At 33.7% G+C, this 18502-nt stretch carries 19 protein-coding genes; 18 read left to right on the top strand and 1 reads right to left on the bottom strand.

Annotated elements, in window-relative coordinates; genetic code table 11:
• Nucleotides 1-62 precede the first annotated feature (62 nt).
• From ACEN2I_RS01105 to ACEN2I_RS01020, 18 genes are all read left to right on the top strand, one after another.
• Entirely contained in the window at nucleotides 63-524 is a 462-nt protein-coding gene (locus ACEN2I_RS01105) for a MarR family winged helix-turn-helix transcriptional regulator (protein WP_441764273.1), read from the top strand.
• A gap of 4 nt (nucleotides 525-528) precedes the next feature.
• Nucleotides 529-1161, top strand: coding sequence for an NAD(P)H-dependent oxidoreductase (locus ACEN2I_RS01100; protein WP_441764272.1), 633 nt, complete (start codon nucleotides 529-531; stop codon nucleotides 1159-1161).
• A gap of 31 nt (nucleotides 1162-1192) precedes the next feature.
• Nucleotides 1193-1759 (top strand): YceI family protein, encoded by a 567-nt coding sequence (locus ACEN2I_RS01095; protein ID WP_441764271.1) that lies wholly within the window; start codon nucleotides 1193-1195, stop codon nucleotides 1757-1759.
• Between the two features lie 234 nt (nucleotides 1760-1993).
• The gene (locus ACEN2I_RS01090) at nucleotides 1994-3271 is read left to right on the top strand and encodes a hypothetical protein (protein ID WP_441764270.1); all 1278 of its coding nucleotides are present in this window, start codon (nucleotides 1994-1996) and stop codon (nucleotides 3269-3271) included.
• A gap of 304 nt (nucleotides 3272-3575) precedes the next feature.
• Nucleotides 3576-4976, top strand: a complete 1401-nt coding sequence (locus tag ACEN2I_RS01085) for an anthranilate synthase component I family protein (protein ID WP_441764432.1) — start codon at nucleotides 3576-3578, stop codon at nucleotides 4974-4976.
• Between the two features lie 101 nt (nucleotides 4977-5077).
• Nucleotides 5078-5527 (top strand): hypothetical protein, encoded by a 450-nt coding sequence (locus tag ACEN2I_RS01080; protein ID WP_441764269.1) that lies wholly within the window; start codon nucleotides 5078-5080, stop codon nucleotides 5525-5527.
• A 67-nt stretch (nucleotides 5528-5594) separates the two neighbouring features.
• Nucleotides 5595-6161: an anthranilate synthase component II gene (locus tag ACEN2I_RS01075; RefSeq protein ID WP_441764268.1), complete on the top strand. Its 567-nt coding sequence runs from the start codon at nucleotides 5595-5597 to the stop codon at nucleotides 6159-6161.
• 137 nt (nucleotides 6162-6298) lie between these two features.
• Nucleotides 6299-7294 (top strand): anthranilate phosphoribosyltransferase, encoded by a 996-nt coding sequence (gene trpD / locus ACEN2I_RS01070; RefSeq protein ID WP_441764267.1) that lies wholly within the window; start codon nucleotides 6299-6301, stop codon nucleotides 7292-7294.
• Between the two features lie 47 nt (nucleotides 7295-7341).
• The gene (locus tag ACEN2I_RS01065) at nucleotides 7342-8574 is read left to right on the top strand and encodes a cation:proton antiporter (RefSeq protein WP_441764266.1); all 1233 of its coding nucleotides are present in this window, start codon (nucleotides 7342-7344) and stop codon (nucleotides 8572-8574) included.
• Between the two features lie 11 nt (nucleotides 8575-8585).
• Nucleotides 8586-9365, top strand: a complete 780-nt coding sequence (gene trpC / locus ACEN2I_RS01060; RefSeq protein WP_441764265.1) for an indole-3-glycerol phosphate synthase TrpC — start codon at nucleotides 8586-8588, stop codon at nucleotides 9363-9365.
• 19 nt (nucleotides 9366-9384) lie between these two features.
• Nucleotides 9385-10008 carry a phosphoribosylanthranilate isomerase gene (locus ACEN2I_RS01055; RefSeq protein WP_441764264.1) on the top strand — a complete coding sequence of 208 codons (624 nt, stop codon included), beginning with the start codon at nucleotides 9385-9387 and terminating at the stop codon, nucleotides 10006-10008.
• A 12-nt stretch (nucleotides 10009-10020) separates the two neighbouring features.
• On the top strand, nucleotides 10021-11205 hold the full coding sequence (gene trpB, locus ACEN2I_RS01050; RefSeq protein ID WP_441764263.1) for a tryptophan synthase subunit beta: 1185 nt from the start codon (nucleotides 10021-10023) through the stop codon (nucleotides 11203-11205).
• Between the two features lie 146 nt (nucleotides 11206-11351).
• Nucleotides 11352-11669, top strand: a complete 318-nt coding sequence (locus tag ACEN2I_RS01045; protein ID WP_441764262.1) for a gamma-glutamylcyclotransferase family protein — start codon at nucleotides 11352-11354, stop codon at nucleotides 11667-11669.
• Between the two features lie 69 nt (nucleotides 11670-11738).
• A complete protein-coding gene (trpA, locus tag ACEN2I_RS01040; RefSeq protein WP_441764261.1) occupies nucleotides 11739-12500 on the top strand; it encodes a tryptophan synthase subunit alpha in 762 nt (253 codons plus the stop codon).
• Nucleotides 12501-12716: 216 nt separating this feature from the next.
• Nucleotides 12717-13346, top strand: coding sequence for a TetR/AcrR family transcriptional regulator (locus ACEN2I_RS01035; RefSeq protein WP_441764260.1), 630 nt, complete (start codon nucleotides 12717-12719; stop codon nucleotides 13344-13346).
• The gene (locus tag ACEN2I_RS01030; RefSeq protein ID WP_441764259.1) at nucleotides 13336-14661 is read left to right on the top strand and encodes a TolC family protein; all 1326 of its coding nucleotides are present in this window, start codon (nucleotides 13336-13338) and stop codon (nucleotides 14659-14661) included. The genes ACEN2I_RS01035 and ACEN2I_RS01030 overlap by 11 nt, the downstream gene beginning before the upstream one ends.
• A 12-nt stretch (nucleotides 14662-14673) precedes the next feature.
• A complete protein-coding gene (locus ACEN2I_RS01025) occupies nucleotides 14674-15753 on the top strand; it encodes an HlyD family secretion protein (protein WP_441764258.1) in 1080 nt (359 codons plus the stop codon).
• A gap of 4 nt (nucleotides 15754-15757) precedes the next feature.
• Nucleotides 15758-17347 (top strand): MDR family MFS transporter, encoded by a 1590-nt coding sequence (locus tag ACEN2I_RS01020; RefSeq protein ID WP_441764257.1) that lies wholly within the window; start codon nucleotides 15758-15760, stop codon nucleotides 17345-17347.
• A 167-nt stretch (nucleotides 17348-17514) separates the two neighbouring features.
• Here the strand turns inward: ACEN2I_RS01020 and yaaA are convergent, their stop codons facing one another.
• The gene (gene yaaA, locus ACEN2I_RS01015) at nucleotides 17515-18273 is read right to left on the bottom strand and encodes a peroxide stress protein YaaA (protein WP_441764256.1); all 759 of its coding nucleotides are present in this window, start codon (nucleotides 18271-18273) and stop codon (nucleotides 17515-17517) included.
• Between the last annotated feature and the right edge of the window lie 229 nt (nucleotides 18274-18502).

Raw genomic sequence — 18502 nt, 5'->3', positions numbered from 1 at the left:
CATTTGTATATACAACTATCAAAAGTTATACATTTGTATATACAAATTATACACTTACGACTATGACAATTGAAGAGGTTATAAAAAGTACAGTTAAGATGGATAATGCGAAAAAAGTTATTCTGAATATCATGTACACGCAAAATGTGATTCAGGATCATTTTAACGAGTTGATAAAACCGTATGATCTGTCTGGAGAACAATATAATGTACTGCGTATATTAAGAGGACAAAAAGGAAATCCAGCCAACATGTGTGTGATACAGGAACGTATGCTCGCTAAAACAAGTAATACAACACGCCTGGTCGACAAATTATTATTGAAAGATTATGTTACACGTAATGTCTGTCCTGATAATAGACGAAAAATTGAAGTTACAATTACACAAAAAGGCTTAGATGTACTAAAAGAATTAGATCCAAAAGTAGATGAGCACGAGCAAACATTTGCAAACAATATAAGCCCTGAAGAATTAGAATTATTAAATATATTATTAGAAAAATACCGAACCCAACAAAATTAATATTATGAGTACATTATTAGACAATTTAAATTGGAGATACGCAACTAAAAAGTACGATGCTACTAAAAAAATTTCTGCTGCTGATTTAAATACCATCAAAGAAGCTGTAAGATTAAGCGCATCTTCTTATGGATTACAATTATACAAAGTAATAATTGTTGAAAATCCTGAAATTAGAAAAAAATTAAAAGAGGCTGCTTATGGTCAGACTCAAATTACTGATGCTTCGCAAATATTTGTTTTTGCAAGCCAAACAACAGTAGATGATTCACATATTGATGGATATATTCAAAACATTTCTAAAATAAGAAATGTTCCGGCAGAAGCATTATCTGGTTTTGGAGACTATATGAAAGGAGCCATTACTCCAATGTCTGATGACACCAAGAAAATCTGGACGGCTAAACAAACTTATATTGCTTTAGGAAATTTACTAAGTGCTGCAGCAGAATTAAAAATTGATGCAACACCAATGGAAGGTTTCAATCCTGCTGCTTTTAACGAAATCTTAGGTTTAGACAAATTAGGCTTAACTGCCTCTGTAATTGCAGCTGTAGGTTACAGACATACAGAAGATGATACACAACACTACTTAAAAGTTAGAAAATCACAAGAAGAATTATTTATCACTATATAATTATTATTAATCCAAAATCAATTTTAACAAAATGAAAAATTTTAAAACAATTGCAATAGCATTATTCTTAGCAGTGGCTAGCGTTTCTGTAAACGCACAAACAAAGAAAATCGACGTAAAAGCAAGTACTATCAAATGGGTAGGTAAAAAAGTAACCGGAGAACACTCAGGAACTGTAAACTTTAAAGACGGAGCAGTAGTTTTCAAAGGAAAAAAATTAGTGGGAGGAAGTTTTACAGTAGACATGACTTCTTTAACTTCTACTGATTTAACTGGAGAATACCAAGGAAAATTGAATGGTCACTTGAAAGCTGACGATTTCTTTGGAACTGACAAATTCCCAACTGCAAAATTAGTTTTCAAAACTATTGGAGCTAAAGCAACTGATGTTTATACAGTAACTGCTGATTTAACTATCAAAGGAATTACTAAACCAGTAACTTTTGACATCACTGTAGCAGGAAATACAGCTACAACTGAATTTAAAGTTGACAGAACTAAATACGATATCAAATACAACTCTGGTAATTTCTTCGAAAACTTAGGAGATAAAACTATCAATGACGATTTCGAATTGACTGTAGCCTTAAAATTCTAATATTTCAGACTTACTAATTTGAAATTCAGGAAACCCCAACAATTTAGATTGTTGGGGTTTGTTTTTTTTATAAAAGATCGATAAAAAACATATTATACCTGACAAAAAACACAATAGTAACGTTCTTAAAGATTATCTAACGCTATCATAATACAATAGAATATTTTGATTAACATTTGGCATCTAATTTTGACTTCATTAAAAAAACAAAACTAGGAATCAAAAATGATAGTTATGAAAACAAAAATACACATCACAATTATAATACTTTTATCAACTTTTTTTCTTCAGGCACAACAACAAAAAGGAATAATCGGAACCTCAAACTGGATGAACAACTGGACCAATTTTAATCCAGCTAAAATAGAATACAACGAGGCTACAAATATAATAGCAGGTACAATAGATAAAGACACTAAACTAACCAAACGAAACACCTATCAATTAGTAGGTATTGTATATGTAACGAATAATGCAGTCCTCACAATAGAACCCGGAACAATTATTAGAGGTGACGATAAAACTTGTGGCACCTTGGTAATTACAAACGGAGCAAAAATTATGGCAGAAGGTTTAGAAACAGATCCCATAATTTTCACTTCCAATAAAGAAACAACAGAAAGAAGACCAGGAGATTGGGGTGGAATTATTGTTCTTGGCAAAGCACCAATCAATAAATTAGGAGGTATAAATACACTGCCTTTTGATTTAGATCCACTACTCAACCATTACGGAGGTCAGGATCCCGAAGACAATTCCGGAATTTTAAAATATGTCCGTATTGAATATTCAGGAAGAAAATTAAGTGCTGCAAAGGAACTTAACGGACTTTCATTAGCCGGAGTTGGCAGAAAAACAATTTTAAACAACATTCAGATCAGTTACTCTAATGATGATTCTTTTGAATGTTATGGCGGCGATATAAATATGAATAATTTAATTTCATACCGAACTACTGATGATGATTTTGATTTTACACAAGGGGCACAAATCAATATCAGTAACAGTATTGCTATCCGCCATCCTTTTTCTTCAGATATTTCCGGCTCAAGATGTTTTGAAGTAGATTCGTATGACAAAATTGAAAACACCGATATGACCAAGAAAATGACCAAAATAAACGCCAACAATATCACATTGGTAAATCTGGAAGAAAACAATCAGGGTTTGGTAAGAGAGTCATTACATATTAAAGAAAATACTTTTTTTAACTTATCAAACAGTATTATTTCCGGCTTTACTCCTTTTGCTTTATTAGAAGGGAATATTGGAAATGGAGACGTTAATTTGTCTAAAATTACCTTCAAAAATTTGATTGTTAACAATTGCAATGGTGAAATTACCAGCGAATCAGCCAGTAACAATTCCGGAATTAAGAATTACTATAACAAACCGGAAAATGCTTTAGAATTTACAAAAATTAAAAATAGTAATTTGTTTGCAATGCCTAATATTAAAGGGAATCCTGATTTTAGAATGAACGTAAACAATACTGTTGCAAGTGGCAATTAAGCGACTAAAAAACATTCTTTTAAATTAAAATTTAACAAATTTACGAATTAAGTATTTTTTTTTTTTAGTTTTAATGTATTCTAATTCAAATTACATTTATATATTTGCCATATCAAAATGAGATTATGAAAATTACAATGAACAATACTTGGTGGTGGAAGAATTTACGTCAAACGTCGTGAACAAAGCTTCCTATGGTACTGTAAAACTATAAATATAAAAGGCTTGTCATCACGACAAGCCTTTTTTTTTGGTCTTAAATCAAATGAACAACAAACATTACAAATTAAAAAAAAGAAATACATTGAAACCTTTTATACTAAACACGCACTACAAACAAATTCTGGCAGACACCATTACGCCGGTTAGTATTTATTTTAAAATCAGGGATAAATTTCCAAATAGTTTGTTGCTTGAAAGCAGCGACTATCACGGAAATGACAACAGTTTCTCCTACATCTGCTGCAATCCGATTGCAACGATTAAAATCGAAAACGAAATCATTTCTAAAACTTTCCCTGATAGAACTACAGAGCAAATTTCAATTGATGCTTCAACTAATATTCCAGAAGTAATTCAGGAATTTTCAGGTCAGTTTAAATCAGAGAAAAATGATTTTAAATTCATCAATAATGGTTTGTTTGGATATATTTCGTATGATGCTGTTCGTTATTTCGAAAAGGTTGAAATTGCAAAAAAAGACAGTGCCACTTTAATTCCGGATGTATTTTACGCGGTTTATCAAAACATTATTGCCATCAATCATTTTAAAAACGAAGCATATATTTTCTGTCATAGTGTTGATGGAAGAAACAATATCTCTGAAATAGAACAATTATTACAATCCAGAAATATTGCTTCGTATAAATTCACAAAAGAAGGCGAAGGTTTCTCTAACTTAACCGACGATGAATTTAAACACAATGTGGCTTTAGCCAAAAAACACTGTTTCCGCGGCGATGTTTTTCAATTGGTTTTATCACGTCGTTTTACACAAGGTTTTAAAGGAGATGAATTTAATGTGTATCGTGCATTGAGAAGTATCAATCCTTCTCCGTATTTATTCTTTTTTGATTATGGTGATTTTAAAATTTTTGGATCCTCACCAGAAGCACAAATCATCGTAAAACACAGAAAAGCCGAAATTCACCCAATTGCCGGAACATTTAGAAGAACCGGTGATGATGAAAAAGATGCTGAATTAGCAAAAAAACTATCCGAAGATAAAAAAGAAAACAGCGAACACGTGATGTTGGTCGATTTGGCCAGAAACGATTTAAGCCGAAACGGCCATGCCGTAAATGTAGAAAGATACCGCGAAGTTCAGTTTTTCTCACACGTGATTCACCTGGTTTCAAAAGTTACGGGACAATTACACGATAAAGCAACCACTATGCAGGTGGTTGCCGATACTTTTCCTGCCGGAACTTTAAGCGGTGCACCAAAACACAGAGCCATGCAATTAATTGAGGATTACGAAAAAACAAATCGTAATTTTTACGGAGGCGCAATCGGATTCATGGATTTTGAAGGGAACTTTAATCACGCGATTATGATTCGGACTTTCCTGAGCAAAAATCATCAATTGCATTGCCAAGCCGGAGCCGGAATTGTTGCCAGCTCTGACGAAGAAAGCGAAATGCAGGAAGTGTATAATAAATTAAGAGCGTTGAATACGGCTTTGGAAATGGCAGAGAAAATATAATTTAAAAATTTAATTTCTGGTTTTCTTTGTTTCAGGTTTCAAGTTGTTGAAACGTTAAACAAAAAACTTAAAAAGCTAAAACTTGAAACTTTAAAAAAAACATGAAGAAAATAATTCCCTTTTTGATTGCAATTTTACTTTTTGCTTCTTGTGAAAATAAGAAAGAAATAACACCTATTCCGTTAACGGGAACCTGGCGATTGATATCAGCTGAAACGACAGAAAAAGATTCAACTTTCTCAACTTTCAATCCAAAAACAAAAATGATTAAAATTATAAATAATTCTCATTTTGCTTTTTTTAATCACGATATGGAAAATGGAAAAGATAGTACAAATGTCGTTTTCTTTGGCGGAGGCGGAAAATATACTTTGAAAGACAGTATTTATACAGAAAATCTGGAATATTTCAATAACCGTCAATGGGAAAATGGCAAGTTTGAGTTTGTAGTGAAAGTTAAAAACGACACGTTAACCCAAAAAGGAATCGAAAAAGTAGAAAAATTAGGAATCAATCGAATTATCACTGAAAAGTACGTTCGGGAAAAATAAAAAATAGTTTCAGGTTTTCTTTGTTTCAAGTTGAAACCTGAAACTTGAAATATAAAAAAACAAAAAAATGAAAAAAATATTAGTTATAGACAATTACGATAGTTTCACTTATAATTTAGTACACTATTTAGAAGATTTAGACTGTGAAGTAACCGTTTACAGAAACGATGAATTTGATATTGACGAAATTGATTCTTTCGATAAAATTCTACTTTCACCAGGACCAGGAATTCCAGACGAAGCAGGATTGCTGAAAGATGTAATTCGTAAATATGCACCAACAAAAAGTATTTTAGGAGTTTGCTTAGGACAACAGGCTATTGGAGAAGTTTTTGGAGGAACGCTTTCAAACCTTGACAAAGTATACCACGGCGTTGCCACAAATGTAAAAAAAGCTGTTACTGACGAATCCTTATTTGAAGGACTCGAAGATGAATTTGAAGTTGGCCGTTATCATTCGTGGGTTGTTGATGCTGATTTACCGGATGTTTTAGAAGCTACTTCCTTTGAAGAACACGGTCAGGTAATGTCTTTACGTCACAAAACATACGATGTACGAGGTGTACAATTTCACCCGGAAAGCGTTTTAACACCTAACGGGAAAAGGATTTTAGAGAATTGGCTTAAAAGCTAGTCGAAAGTCATAAAGTTAAATACGCAATAAACTTAGTCTTTCAGTATATTTTAAAATAAAAAACAGTAATTAAACTAAAAATTAAAAGTCAGAAGACTTTAAGACCTTTGACTTCCGACTTTAAGACTTATCTATAAATGAAAAACATATTAAACAAATTAATCAATCACGAAGTACTCTCAAAAGAAGAAGCTAAAAATGTATTGATTAACATTTCAAACGGAAACTACAACCCAAGCCAGATTTCGGCATTTTTGACCGTATTTATGATGCGAAGCATTACGATTGACGAGCTTTCAGGATTTCGTGAAGCTTTATTGGAATTATGCATTCGTGTTGACTTATCAGCCTACAATACAATCGATTTATGCGGAACCGGAGGTGACGGAAAAGACACTTTTAATATTTCCACTTTAGCTTCATTTGTTGCTGCAGGAGCCGGAATAAAAGTTGCGAAACACGGAAATTACGGGGTTTCATCAATTTCGGGCTCAAGCAACGTAATGGAAAAAATGGGAATTAAGTTCAGCAACGATACTTCCTTTTTAGAAAAATGTATTGATAAAGCCGGAATTTGTGTTTTACACGCTCCCCTATTTCACCCGGCAATGAAAAATGTTGGGTCAATCCGTAAAGAATTGGCTGTGAAAACATTCTTTAATATGTTGGGACCAATGGTAAATCCATCTTTTCCAAAAAACCAGCTGGTTGGCGTTTTTAATTTAGAATTGGCCAGAATATATGCGTATTTATACCAAAGTACCAATGTAAATTTCACGATCTTACATTCACTTGACGGTTACGATGAAATATCCCTGACAGGTCCAACCAAAACGATTTCAAATCATATGGAAGGAATGTTGAAACCGGAAGATTTCGGAGTTAGGCAATTATTGCAAAGCGAAATTGAAGGTGGAAAAACGATCGAAGAATCTGCCGCTATGTTTATCAGCATTCTTTCAGGAAAAGGCACAGAAGCGCAAAACAATGTAGTCTTAGCCAATGCAGCAATGGCAATGGCAACGGTTACAAAATGTTCTCCGCTGGAAGGATTTGAATTGGCGAAAGAAAGTTTATTTTCCGGAAAAGGATTAAAAGCTTTGAATACCTTGCAAAAACTAAGTAAAAACTAAAGTTATATTTCGGAATTAGAAATATCGAATTTAATAAATCACAAACAATGGACTTATTTCCTTTAATCTCTTTACTAATTGTACTCTCAGCAAGTTTTGCTTATGTCAATTTCAGGTATTTTAAATTACCTAATACAATTGGCTTAATGCTCGTTTCTTTGTTGTTTTCATTGGCAATTATTGCAATTAGTCCTTTTTTTCCTTTTTTAAAAATAGAGGTCGAAAAACTGCTTGGCGATATTGACTTTAGCGAATTGCTACTCGAAGTTATGTTGAGTTTTATGTTATTTGCGGGTGCCATCCATATTAAATTAGAAGATTTAAAAGCTGAAAAATTAAGTATTTTACTTTACTCCACGATTAGTGTTGTTATCAGTACTATTTTAGTAGGTTACACCAGTTTTTACATTTTAGGTTGGTTTCATTTTGACGTTACACTCGTTCAATGTTTACTTTTTGGGTCTTTAATTTCACCTACCGATCCTATTGCTGTTTTAAGTATTTTAAAAAGTGCGGGAGTCTCTAAATCATTAGAAACCAAGATTGCAGGAGAATCCCTTTTTAACGATGGTGTAGCTGTTGTGGTTTTTATTACTATTTTGCAATTGGCGAAGCCCGGCAGTGAAATATCGATTCCTGATATACTTGTTTTTTTTGGACAGGAAGCTATTGGAGGAATGATAATGGGCGCTATTTTAGGTTGGTTTGCTTATAAATTAATTGCGAGTATTGACAATTACAATGTAGAAGTGCTTATCACACTAGCGCTCGTAATGGGCGGTTATTCTCTCGCACATTACCTTCATGTTTCGGGACCTTTAGCCATGGTAATTGCAGGTTTGATTACAGGAAATCAAGGAAAAAGCCTCGGAATGTCAAATAAAACTGCCGAATACGTAGATAAATTTTGGGAACTAATTGACGAAATTTTAAACGCTTTGTTATTTGTGCTTATTGGTTTAGAATTGTTAATTATAAAATTCAATAATAGTTTAATATTAGTTTCCTCAATCATTATTGTAGCTTCTTTAATCATTCGTTACATTTCGCTTTCTGTACCTTCAATTTTGATTCGCGTAAAAGAAACAATTACCAGAAAAACATTATTAATCCTTACTTGGGGTGGTTTGCGAGGCGGAATTTCGATTGCCTTAGCTTTATCGATTCCAAATGAATTAGGCAAAGAAATTTGGGTAACCATAACCTATATTATTGTTTGTTTTTCAATCCTCGTACAAGGATTGACAATAGGAAAAGTAGTCAACAGATTAAAAGAATAAAAACTATAGAAATGAATATTTTAGACAAAATTATAATTGATAAAAAAAGAGAAGTAGTTCTTAAAAAATCGATCATTCCTGTTTCGCAATTGGAAAATTCAGTGTTTTTTGGAAGAAAAACCATTTCCTTAAGTCAAAAACTCAGAACGAGTTCAACCGGAATTATTGCTGAACACAAACGCCGTTCTCCTTCAAAATCAGTAATAAATCATAGTTTTACAGTTGAAGAAGTCGTTAAAGGATATGAAAGTGCCGGAGCTTGCGGAATTTCGGTTTTAACCGATGGAAAATATTTTGGCGGTTCCTTAGACGATTTACTTTTGGCAAGAGCGAGCGTGAATATTCCGCTTTTACGAAAAGAATTTATTGTTGATGAATACCAGATTTTAGAAGCAAAAGCGTTTGGAGCAGATTTAATTTTACTGATTGCTGCTGTTTTAACACGCGAAGAGATCAAATCATTGTCGGCATTCGCAAAGAAATTAGGGCTGGAAGTTTTACTGGAAGTTCACAATCAGGAAGAACTGGAAAAATCTATTATGCCAAGTTTAGACATGATTGGCGTAAACAACAGAAATCTAAAAACGTTTGAAGTAAGTCTGGATTTCAGCAAGCAACTGGCTTCAAAAATTCCGGATGAGTTTGTAAAAGTTTCAGAAAGCGGAATCTCTTCAATCGAAGCCATTTCTGAATTGAGACCTTATGGTTACAATGGTTTTTTAATTGGAGAAAACTTCATGAAAACCGACAACGCAGGAAAAGCAGCAACAGAATTTATTAAACAGCTATAAGCTCTTAAAGCATCAAAAAATGAAACTCAAAATATGCGGTATGAAGCATCCCCAAAACATTCTCGAAGTAGGCACACTCCTACCCGATTATATGGGATTTATTTTCTGGGAAAAATCCGCTCGCTATTTTAACGGTGAAATTCCTGAACTGATCAAAACAATAAAAAAAACAGGTGTTTTTGTAAACGAATCAGTTGGAAATATCATCGAAAAAATTGACCAACACGATTTACAAGCTATTCAGCTTCACGGAAAAGAATCGGTTGAATTTTGTCAGGATCTAAAAAGTAAAATTGATCCTAAAATCGAAATTATAAAAGTATTTTCAGTTGGAGAAGATTTTGATTTTGATGTTCTGAAACCTTATGAAAATATCTGTAATTACTTTCTGTTTGATACAAAAGGAAAATTACCAGGTGGTAACGGAGCCACTTTCGACTGGGAAATATTAAAAAAATATAAATCTGACAAACCGTTTTTCTTGAGCGGCGGTATCGGAATGAAAGAAATAGCAGCGATTGAAAATCTCAAATTACCTATTTACGCCATTGACGTAAACAGCCGATTTGAAATTGAAGCCGGATTAAAAAACAAAAATTTATTAAGCAATTTCAAAAGAAAACTTGATATTGTAAACATCTAAAATTTAAATAAAATGAATTTTAACGTCGACGAAAAAGGATATTACGGAGAATTTGGAGGAGCTTATATTCCCGAAATGCTCTATCCAAATGTAGAAGAATTACGCCAGAATTATTTAAAAATCACTGCAGAACCCTATTTCAAAGCAGAGTTTGACCAATTACTTAAAGATTACGTTGGCCGCCCTAGTCCGCTTTATTTTGCAAAACGTCTATCTGAAAAATACAATACCAAAGTTTATCTGAAAAGAGAAGACTTAAACCATACCGGAGCACATAAAGTTAATAATACAATTGGACAAATATTAGTAGCAAGACGTTTGGGCAAAAAACGAATTATTGCCGAAACGGGTGCCGGTCAACACGGAGTTGCAACTGCAACAGTTTGTGCATTAATGGGCATGGAGTGTATTGTGTACATGGGCGAGATTGACATTGCTCGCCAGGCGCCAAACGTAGCCCGTATGAAAATGTTAGGCGCTGAAGTTCGTCCGGCACTTTCGGGTTCCAGAACTTTAAAAGATGCTACAAACGAAGCGATTCGTGACTGGATCAACAATCCGGTTGACACCCATTATATTATCGGATCTGCGATTGGACCTCACCCTTATCCGGATATGGTAACGCGTTTTCAAAGTGTGATTTCTGAAGAAATAAAGTGGCAGCTAAAAGAAAAAGAAGGACGTGAAAACCCTGATTATGTTGTGGCCTGTATTGGTGGTGGAAGTAACGCTGCCGGGACGTACTATCACTTTTTACATGAGCCGGAAGTTGGAATCATAGCCGTCGAAGCTGCCGGAAAAGGCGTTGATAGCGGTCACAGTGCAGCAACCAGTAAACTAGGAAAAGTAGGTGTTATCCACGGTTGCAAAACCCTTTTGATGCAAACACCTGATGGTCAAATTACAGAACCGTATTCGATTTCTGCAGGTTTAGATTATCCCGGAGTTGGTCCAATGCATGCACATTTGGCACAAACTGGTCGTGGTGAATTTTTCTCCGTTACCGATGATGATGCGATGAACGCAGGGTTGCAATTAACTAAATTAGAAGGTATTATTCCGGCAATCGAGAGCGCACATGCTTTTGCAGTTTTGGATCAAAAAAAATTCAAACCAACAGATATTGTAGTAATAAGCCTTTCAGGTCGTGGTGATAAAGATTTAGATAATTACATAGAGTATTTTAAATTACAATAAAAATCGTAATTTGGGCGTTCCCTGCGGTCGGGCTGTCCGCTAAATTCCCGATTAACAAAAACTAAGGCTAAAAAGCCTTGTTTTTCTAAATCGGGAGATACCGCTCCTATCCCTAACGCAAACAAATAACGAGAAAAATAGTAATTATGGAACAAATATTTTCTTACGGAACATTACAATCTAAAGAAATTCAAATGCAGGTTTTTAACAAACTGTTGGCCGGAACACCAGACCAGCTCATGGGTTACAAAATAAAAGACCTGCAGATAGAAGAAGAATTTGGAATGGAAGATTATTTTGTGGCAACACCAAGTGAAAATCCTTCAGATTCAGTAGACGGAATTGTTTTCAGTATCACAACTGCAGATTTAGCTAAAGCAGATCTATTCGAATCGAATGCTTATAAAAGAGCTCAGGTCACACTGAAATCCGGAATAACGGCATGGATTTATATTGAGAGTTAAAAATTTAAAAAAAAGAATACACCAACTGACAGGTTTTCTTACAGCCTGAGAGATAAAATATATAATAAAATGAACAGAATAACTCAGAAACTACAAGAAGAAAAAAAGATTCTTTCTATTTATTTTTCGGCGGGATATCCCAGTTTAAATGATACCGTTCAAATCATTCAGGATTTAGAAAAAAATGGCGTTGACTTAATCGAAATCGGTTTGCCTTTCAGCGATCCTCTGGCCGATGGACCAACTATTCAGGCAAGTTCTACACAGGCACTTCATAACGGGATGACCACTCAAATTCTTTTTGATCAACTGAAGAATATTCGCGAAAGCGTAAAAATTCCGTTGATAATTATGGGTTATTTTAATCCGATGCTGCAATACGGAGTCGAAGCATTCTGTAAAAAATGTGCCGAAATTGGTATTGACGGGTTGATCATTCCGGATTTACCGGTTGATGTTTATGCTGAAAAATACAAAGCAATTTTTGAAAAAAACGGACTAATCAATGTTTTCCTGATTACGCCACAAACTTCAGACGATCGTATTCGATTTATCGACAGCGTTTCAAACGGATTTATATATATGGTAAGTTCTGCAAGTGTAACGGGTTCTCAATCCGGTTTTGGAAATACACAGGAAAGTTATTTCGAAAGAATCGGAAACATGCATTTGAAAAATCCACAAATTGTTGGTTTCGGAATTTCAAATAAAGAAACCTTTAATCAGGCAACAAAATATGCAAAAGGAGCTATTATTGGAAGTGCTTTTATCAAACATTTGAGCGAAAGTGGTTCTGGAAAAATTTCTGAATTTGTAGGGGACATTAGATAGAACCATATGCCCAATTAATAATTAATTTCATGTTGACATTTCCGACGAAAAAGTAATGACAAAATTTTGAAAGATATAAGCTGAAATATAAGTTTCAGCTTTTTTTATTTTCAAAAATAACTATATCTTTTTGTGTTAATTTTTTGTTAAACAAAAATTAAACAAGCGTTTAATTTAAACACTTGTTTAATTTTGTATCCGATTACAAACATTACCATGTCAAACATCGAATTAAACGACAAAAAAATTCAGATTCTGGAAGTTGCTGAAAAACTATTTTCTGAGAAAGGATTTGAGGGTACATCAATACGGGATATCTCAAAACATGCCAAAATTAATATTGCCATGGTTTCGTATTATTTTGGTTCAAAAGAAAGACTTCTGGAGGCTTTAATTCTCTATAAAACTTCTGATTTAAAACTACAACTCGAAAATTTATTACAGGAAAATCTGGAACCGATTGAAAAAGTCAATAAATTGATTGAAATTTACATCAATAGAATTAGCTGTAACAAAGGCATTTTCAGAGTTTTACATTTCGAAATCAATTCAGAGAAAAGAGAAAAAAGCATGATCGCTTTTACCGAATTAAAAAAAGGCAATCTAAAATCAGTAGAAAGTATTATAGCACAAGGCCAATTAAAAGGCGTTTTTAGAAAAGATGTTATAATTCCGCTGCTTACACCAACCATAATTGGAACCTTCTTTCACTTTCACATGAATAAATCCTTCTTCGTGGAATTATTGAATTTAAAAACCGAAGAAATGTATAACAATTACATTAAAACCAGTCTTACAAAGCACATTCAACAAACTATAAAAGCGCTACTTGTTTATGAAAATTAATCCATTATTGCTCTTTGGTATTTTCTTTATCGGAATCTCATCAATAGAAGCACAAGAGAAAACAAGTTTAACCTTAGACGAAGCCGTTAAAATGGCCTGGGAAAAAAGCAACGAAGTTACACTTGCCAATACTAAGGTAAACTCAAAAAAATACGAATTGCAAACGGTCAAAAATAATCAATATCCTGATCTTAAAATTTCAGGACAATATCAGCGTTTGGGAAAAGCTTCGATTGATATGCATAATGATGAAGCCAGTTCTTCTGAACCAGCACCATCTCCGAATCAGGCAATGTTAGGAATGGCGAATCTAAGTTTGCCAATATTTGCAGGATTTAAAATCCAAAGCAGTATTGATGCTTCAAATAATTTATATGAAGCTGAAACTGCCAATGCAGAAAAAACTAAAGAAGATGTTGCCTTACGTGTAATAACCTATTACACTGCGCTATATAAAGCTCAAAAAACATTGGATCTTTTAAACGAAAATCAAAAACAAGCTAAACAGCGTGTAACTGATTTTACGGAATTAGAGAAAAACGGAATAATTCCAAGAAATGATTTATTGAAAGCACAATTATTGGTTTCTAAAACGCAATTATCTATTGATGAGGCTAATAATAACATCAATAATATTAATTTTTATTTAACGACTTTGCTTAAATTAGATCCTAGCGTAAAGTTAACTGTTAATGAAAGTGATTTCTTTAGTTTAAAAACAGGAAATGCTCCTACTTCAGATGCTTTGGCACTTGAAAACAGAAAAGATTTAGAGGCAATTCGTTTTCAACAAAAAGCGAGCGAAGCTAATGTGAAAGTGGCAAAATCAGGCTATTATCCCTCACTTTCGTTATTAGGCGGTTATACTGCTTTTGATCTAAAAGATTTTATTACTGTAAAATATGCAATGAATTTTGGAGTTGGTTTATCTTATGATTTATCAGGAATCTATAAAAACAGTGCACATGTAAAAGAAGCTGAAAGCAGAGCGTTAGAAGTAAAAAATACTGAAGCTATTATGACGGATCGCATCAAAATTGAAGTTCAAAAATCTATTGAAGATTATGATTTAGCGATTAACCAAAGTGTGGTTTACGATGAAGCGCTTCAACAGGCATCTGAAAATTACAGGCTTGTAAAAGATAAATTTGACAACGGTTTATCTGACACAAACGACTTGGTAGAAGCAGATGTTGAACACTTAAGTGCTAAAATCAACACCGCTTTATCGAAAGCAACTATAATTCAAAAATATTACGAATTACTTTCAGTATCAGGACAATTATCACAATCATTCAATCTTTCTAAAATATAATCGATAGCTCTCATGGAAAAGAAAAAGACAAATAAAAAATTCATCATCATATTAACCGTTTTGATTTTAGTGGGCGGAACTTACGGAATATCAAAATACTTACATTCACAGGCTCACGAAGAAACTGATGATGCTCAAATTGAGAAAAAAATGAATCCAATTATTCCAAGAGTATCCGGATACATTAGTAAAGTGTTTGTAAAAGATAATGATTTTGTAAAAAAAGGAGATACCTTATTTACTATCGACAAAAGAGATTATCAATTGAAAATTGACGAAGCAAATGCTGCATTATTAGGAGCTGAAGGACAATACGAAGCTGCTAAAGCAGATATTGGAAGTGCTTATGCGAGTATCTCAGTTTCAGATGCAAACATGAAATCGGCAAGCGGTTCAATTGAAAGTGCAAAAATCAGATTGAGACAGCTTACAAACGATTTTAACCGTTATAACAATTTATATAAAACACATACCATTACAAAGCAACAATTTGAGCAGGCTCAAACTGCAAAAGAAGAAGCTGAAAACCAGGTACGTGTTTTAGAGCAACAACAAAGAGCAAGTTCTTACCAAAAATCGGTAATTGAATCTAAATCTAAAGCTTCTGACAAACAAACTGAAGTTGCTGCTGCAAACATTAAAAGAGCTAAAACAATGCTGGATGTTGCAAAATTAAACCTTACATATACTGTTGTAACTGCTGCAATTGACGGTCAGGTTTCTAAAGTTGATATTCAGCCGGGACAATTGGTTCAGCCGGGACAATCTTTATTTTATATCATAAATAACAATGAAGCCTGGGTTGTAGCGAACTTTAAAGAAACACAATTAAACAAAATGATTGTGGGACAAAAAGTAAGCTTAAAAGTAGATGCCTATCCTAACTATGAGTTTAAAGGAATTGTTACATCATTCTCTCCTGCTACCGGATCCCGTTTTTCATTATTACCTCCAGATAATGCAACAGGAAATTTCGTGAAAACAATTCAAAGATTACCAGTAAAAATTAGTTTAGATCCATCTAACGATCCTGAAAAAGTAAAATTATTACGCCCAGGGATGAATGTTGATGTAGACGTACATTTAAAATAAATAAATGGCAACAGCAGTACAAGCAGACGACGATTTAGTAGAATACGGTTACAGACGTGTCATAATAACGATTACGGCGGTACTTTGTGCCTTGCTTGAAATCGTTGACACGACCATTGTAAACGTAGCTCTAACAGACATGCGAGGCAGCCTTGGTGCTACCCTGACAGATGTGGCTTGGGTAATTACAGCATACGCTATTGCGAATGTAATTGTAATTCCGATGACGAGTTGGTTATCGCAGCAATTTGGAAGACGTAATTATTTTGTGGCTTCTATCATAATATTTACGGTCTGCTCCTTTTTATGTGGTAACGCAAGCAATATTTGGGAATTAGTGGCTTTTAGGTTTGTACAGGGAATGGGTGGAGGAGCTTTATTAGTAACTGCCCAAACCATTATTACAGAAAGTTATCCGATTGCAAAACGTGGTATGGCTCAGGCTATTTACGGAATGGGTGTAATTGTTGGCCCAACCTTAGGTCCGCCTTTGGGAGGTTATTTAGTAGATAATTATTCCTGGCCCTATATTTTTTACATCAATATTCCATTAGGGATTATTGCAACTATTTTGGCTCTTACTTTCGTAAGAAGTCCTAAATACGGAGAAAAATTAAAAGCAAATCAGGTTGACTGGTGGGGAATTATATTATTGGCTGCTTTCATTGGATCTTTACAATTTGTATTAGAACACGGTCAGCAAGACGACTGGTTTAACGATTCATTAATTGTAACCTTAAGTGTTGTTACCGTTATGGGGCTTATTCTTTTTATCTGGAGAGAGCTAACCTATAAACATCCAATTGTAAACCTGAGTGTTTTAAAAGATGGAAATTTAAGAATTGGAACTATAATGTGTTTTATTCTTGGTTTCGGATTATATGGTTCAACTTTGATTATCCCAATTTACACGCAGTCTATTTTAGGATGGACAGCCACTGATGCCGGATTATTATTGATTCCAGGTTCTATTACTACTGCGATTATGATGCCATTTGTTGGTAACATGATTCAGAAAGGTGTTCCGCAAGGGTATATGGTGGGAGTTGGATTTTTAGTTTTCTTCTTCTTTACCTTTATGATGCAGACTCGTATGACACCTGACACTGGTGTTGAGCATATGTACTGGCCTTTGATATTAAGAGGAATTGGTTTAGGATTACTTTTTGTTCCTATTACCACACTTTCGCTTTCCACTTTAAAAGGTAAACAAATTGGTGAAGGAGCTGCTTTTACCGGAATGATGCGTCAATTGGGAGGTTCATTTGGTATTGCAATTATTACCACTTTTATTACTCGTTTTAGTCAGGAGCACCGCGTGAATTTATTAAACAACTTAGATCCTGCAAAATTCGATGTTCAACAGCGTATTGCAGGAATGCAAAGAGCCTTTATGTCAAAAGGATATAGTGCTGATGTCGCCCTTAAAAAATCATATCAGGCATTAGATTATGCCGTTATGAAACAAAGTACAGTAATGTCTTATATAGATATTTTTATGTACTTAGGAATTATGTTCTTATGTTGTATTCCAATTATCCTTTTTATCAAAAAAGGCAAAAACAAGATTAATCCTGCAGATGCAATGCATTAATAATAATTGATTTATAATTTTTTATAATACGAAAAGCCGGGCTAATTAAATTTAACCCGGCTTTTTAAATTTTATAATTTTATTTATTATCATTTGAAGAGAAAATCCTCCCGACAATATGAATCGAGACTACGACTCACTACCGAAAACTTAGTTCCTCTAAAAAATTATCTTGTAAAGACCAAATGATTTTCTTTTGAAAGATTCGCATCAAAATGATACCCATCATAATTAAAACCTTTTAGGTCATCAATAGTTTCGGCATTCGTATCAATAATGTAGCGCACCATCATGCCCCTAGCTTTTTTAGCAAAGAAGCTGATCATTTTTAATTTTCCGTCTTTATAATCTTTAAAATCGGGAGTTACAACCGGAACCTTTAACGTTTTTACATCAACTGCAGAAAAATATTCATTACTGGCCAGATTCACGAATAATTCATCTTTTGTCAATTCTTTATTTAAAGCTTTGGTTACTGTTGGTTTCCAGAATTCATGAAGGTTTTTATATTCACCAACAGGCATTTTTGTTCCCATTTCTAAACGGTACGCCTGCATTAAATCGAGTGGTTTTAAAACTCCGTACAGTCCGGATAGAATTCTAAGTTTATCCTGCAATACCTCTAATTTTTCTAACGAAATTGTATACGCATCTAAACCGGTATATACATCACCATCAAAAGTATAAACAGCCGGGCGGGCATTTTCAGGAGAAAAAGGTGTTTTCCATTTTTGATTACGTTCCCAGTTTAAATCAGATAATTTGTCTGAAATCGACATTAATTCAGATAATTCTGCTGGCTTTTTAGTTTTTAAAACTTTATGAACCTGACGCGCTTCTTTTAAAAATGACGGTTCAGTATATTGAGTAGTTGGTAATTCTTTTTCGAAATTCAGTGACTTCGCTGGCGATATAACAATTTTCATTTGTACGTTTTTCTATGTTTCAAAAATACAAATTGAATTTTTAAAAATAAGCTATCGGAATTGATTTGTTTGATAGTTCTATAAGCCACGATTAGCATATTATTTTATTCCCAGGAATGGCATTGATTTCTACTGATCTCAATTTTTTAGAACTGAAAGAATTTGTTTGAATTCGTGAAATTGATCCCAAACCTTTTTGTGATTAATAAAATTTCATGCCTCAAACTAT

It is taken from the genome of Flavobacterium sp. W22_SRS_FK3, from assembly GCF_052113665.1.
Taxonomy (GTDB): domain Bacteria; phylum Bacteroidota; class Bacteroidia; order Flavobacteriales; family Flavobacteriaceae; genus Flavobacterium.
This window is presented reverse-complemented; position numbering and strand designations above follow the sequence as displayed.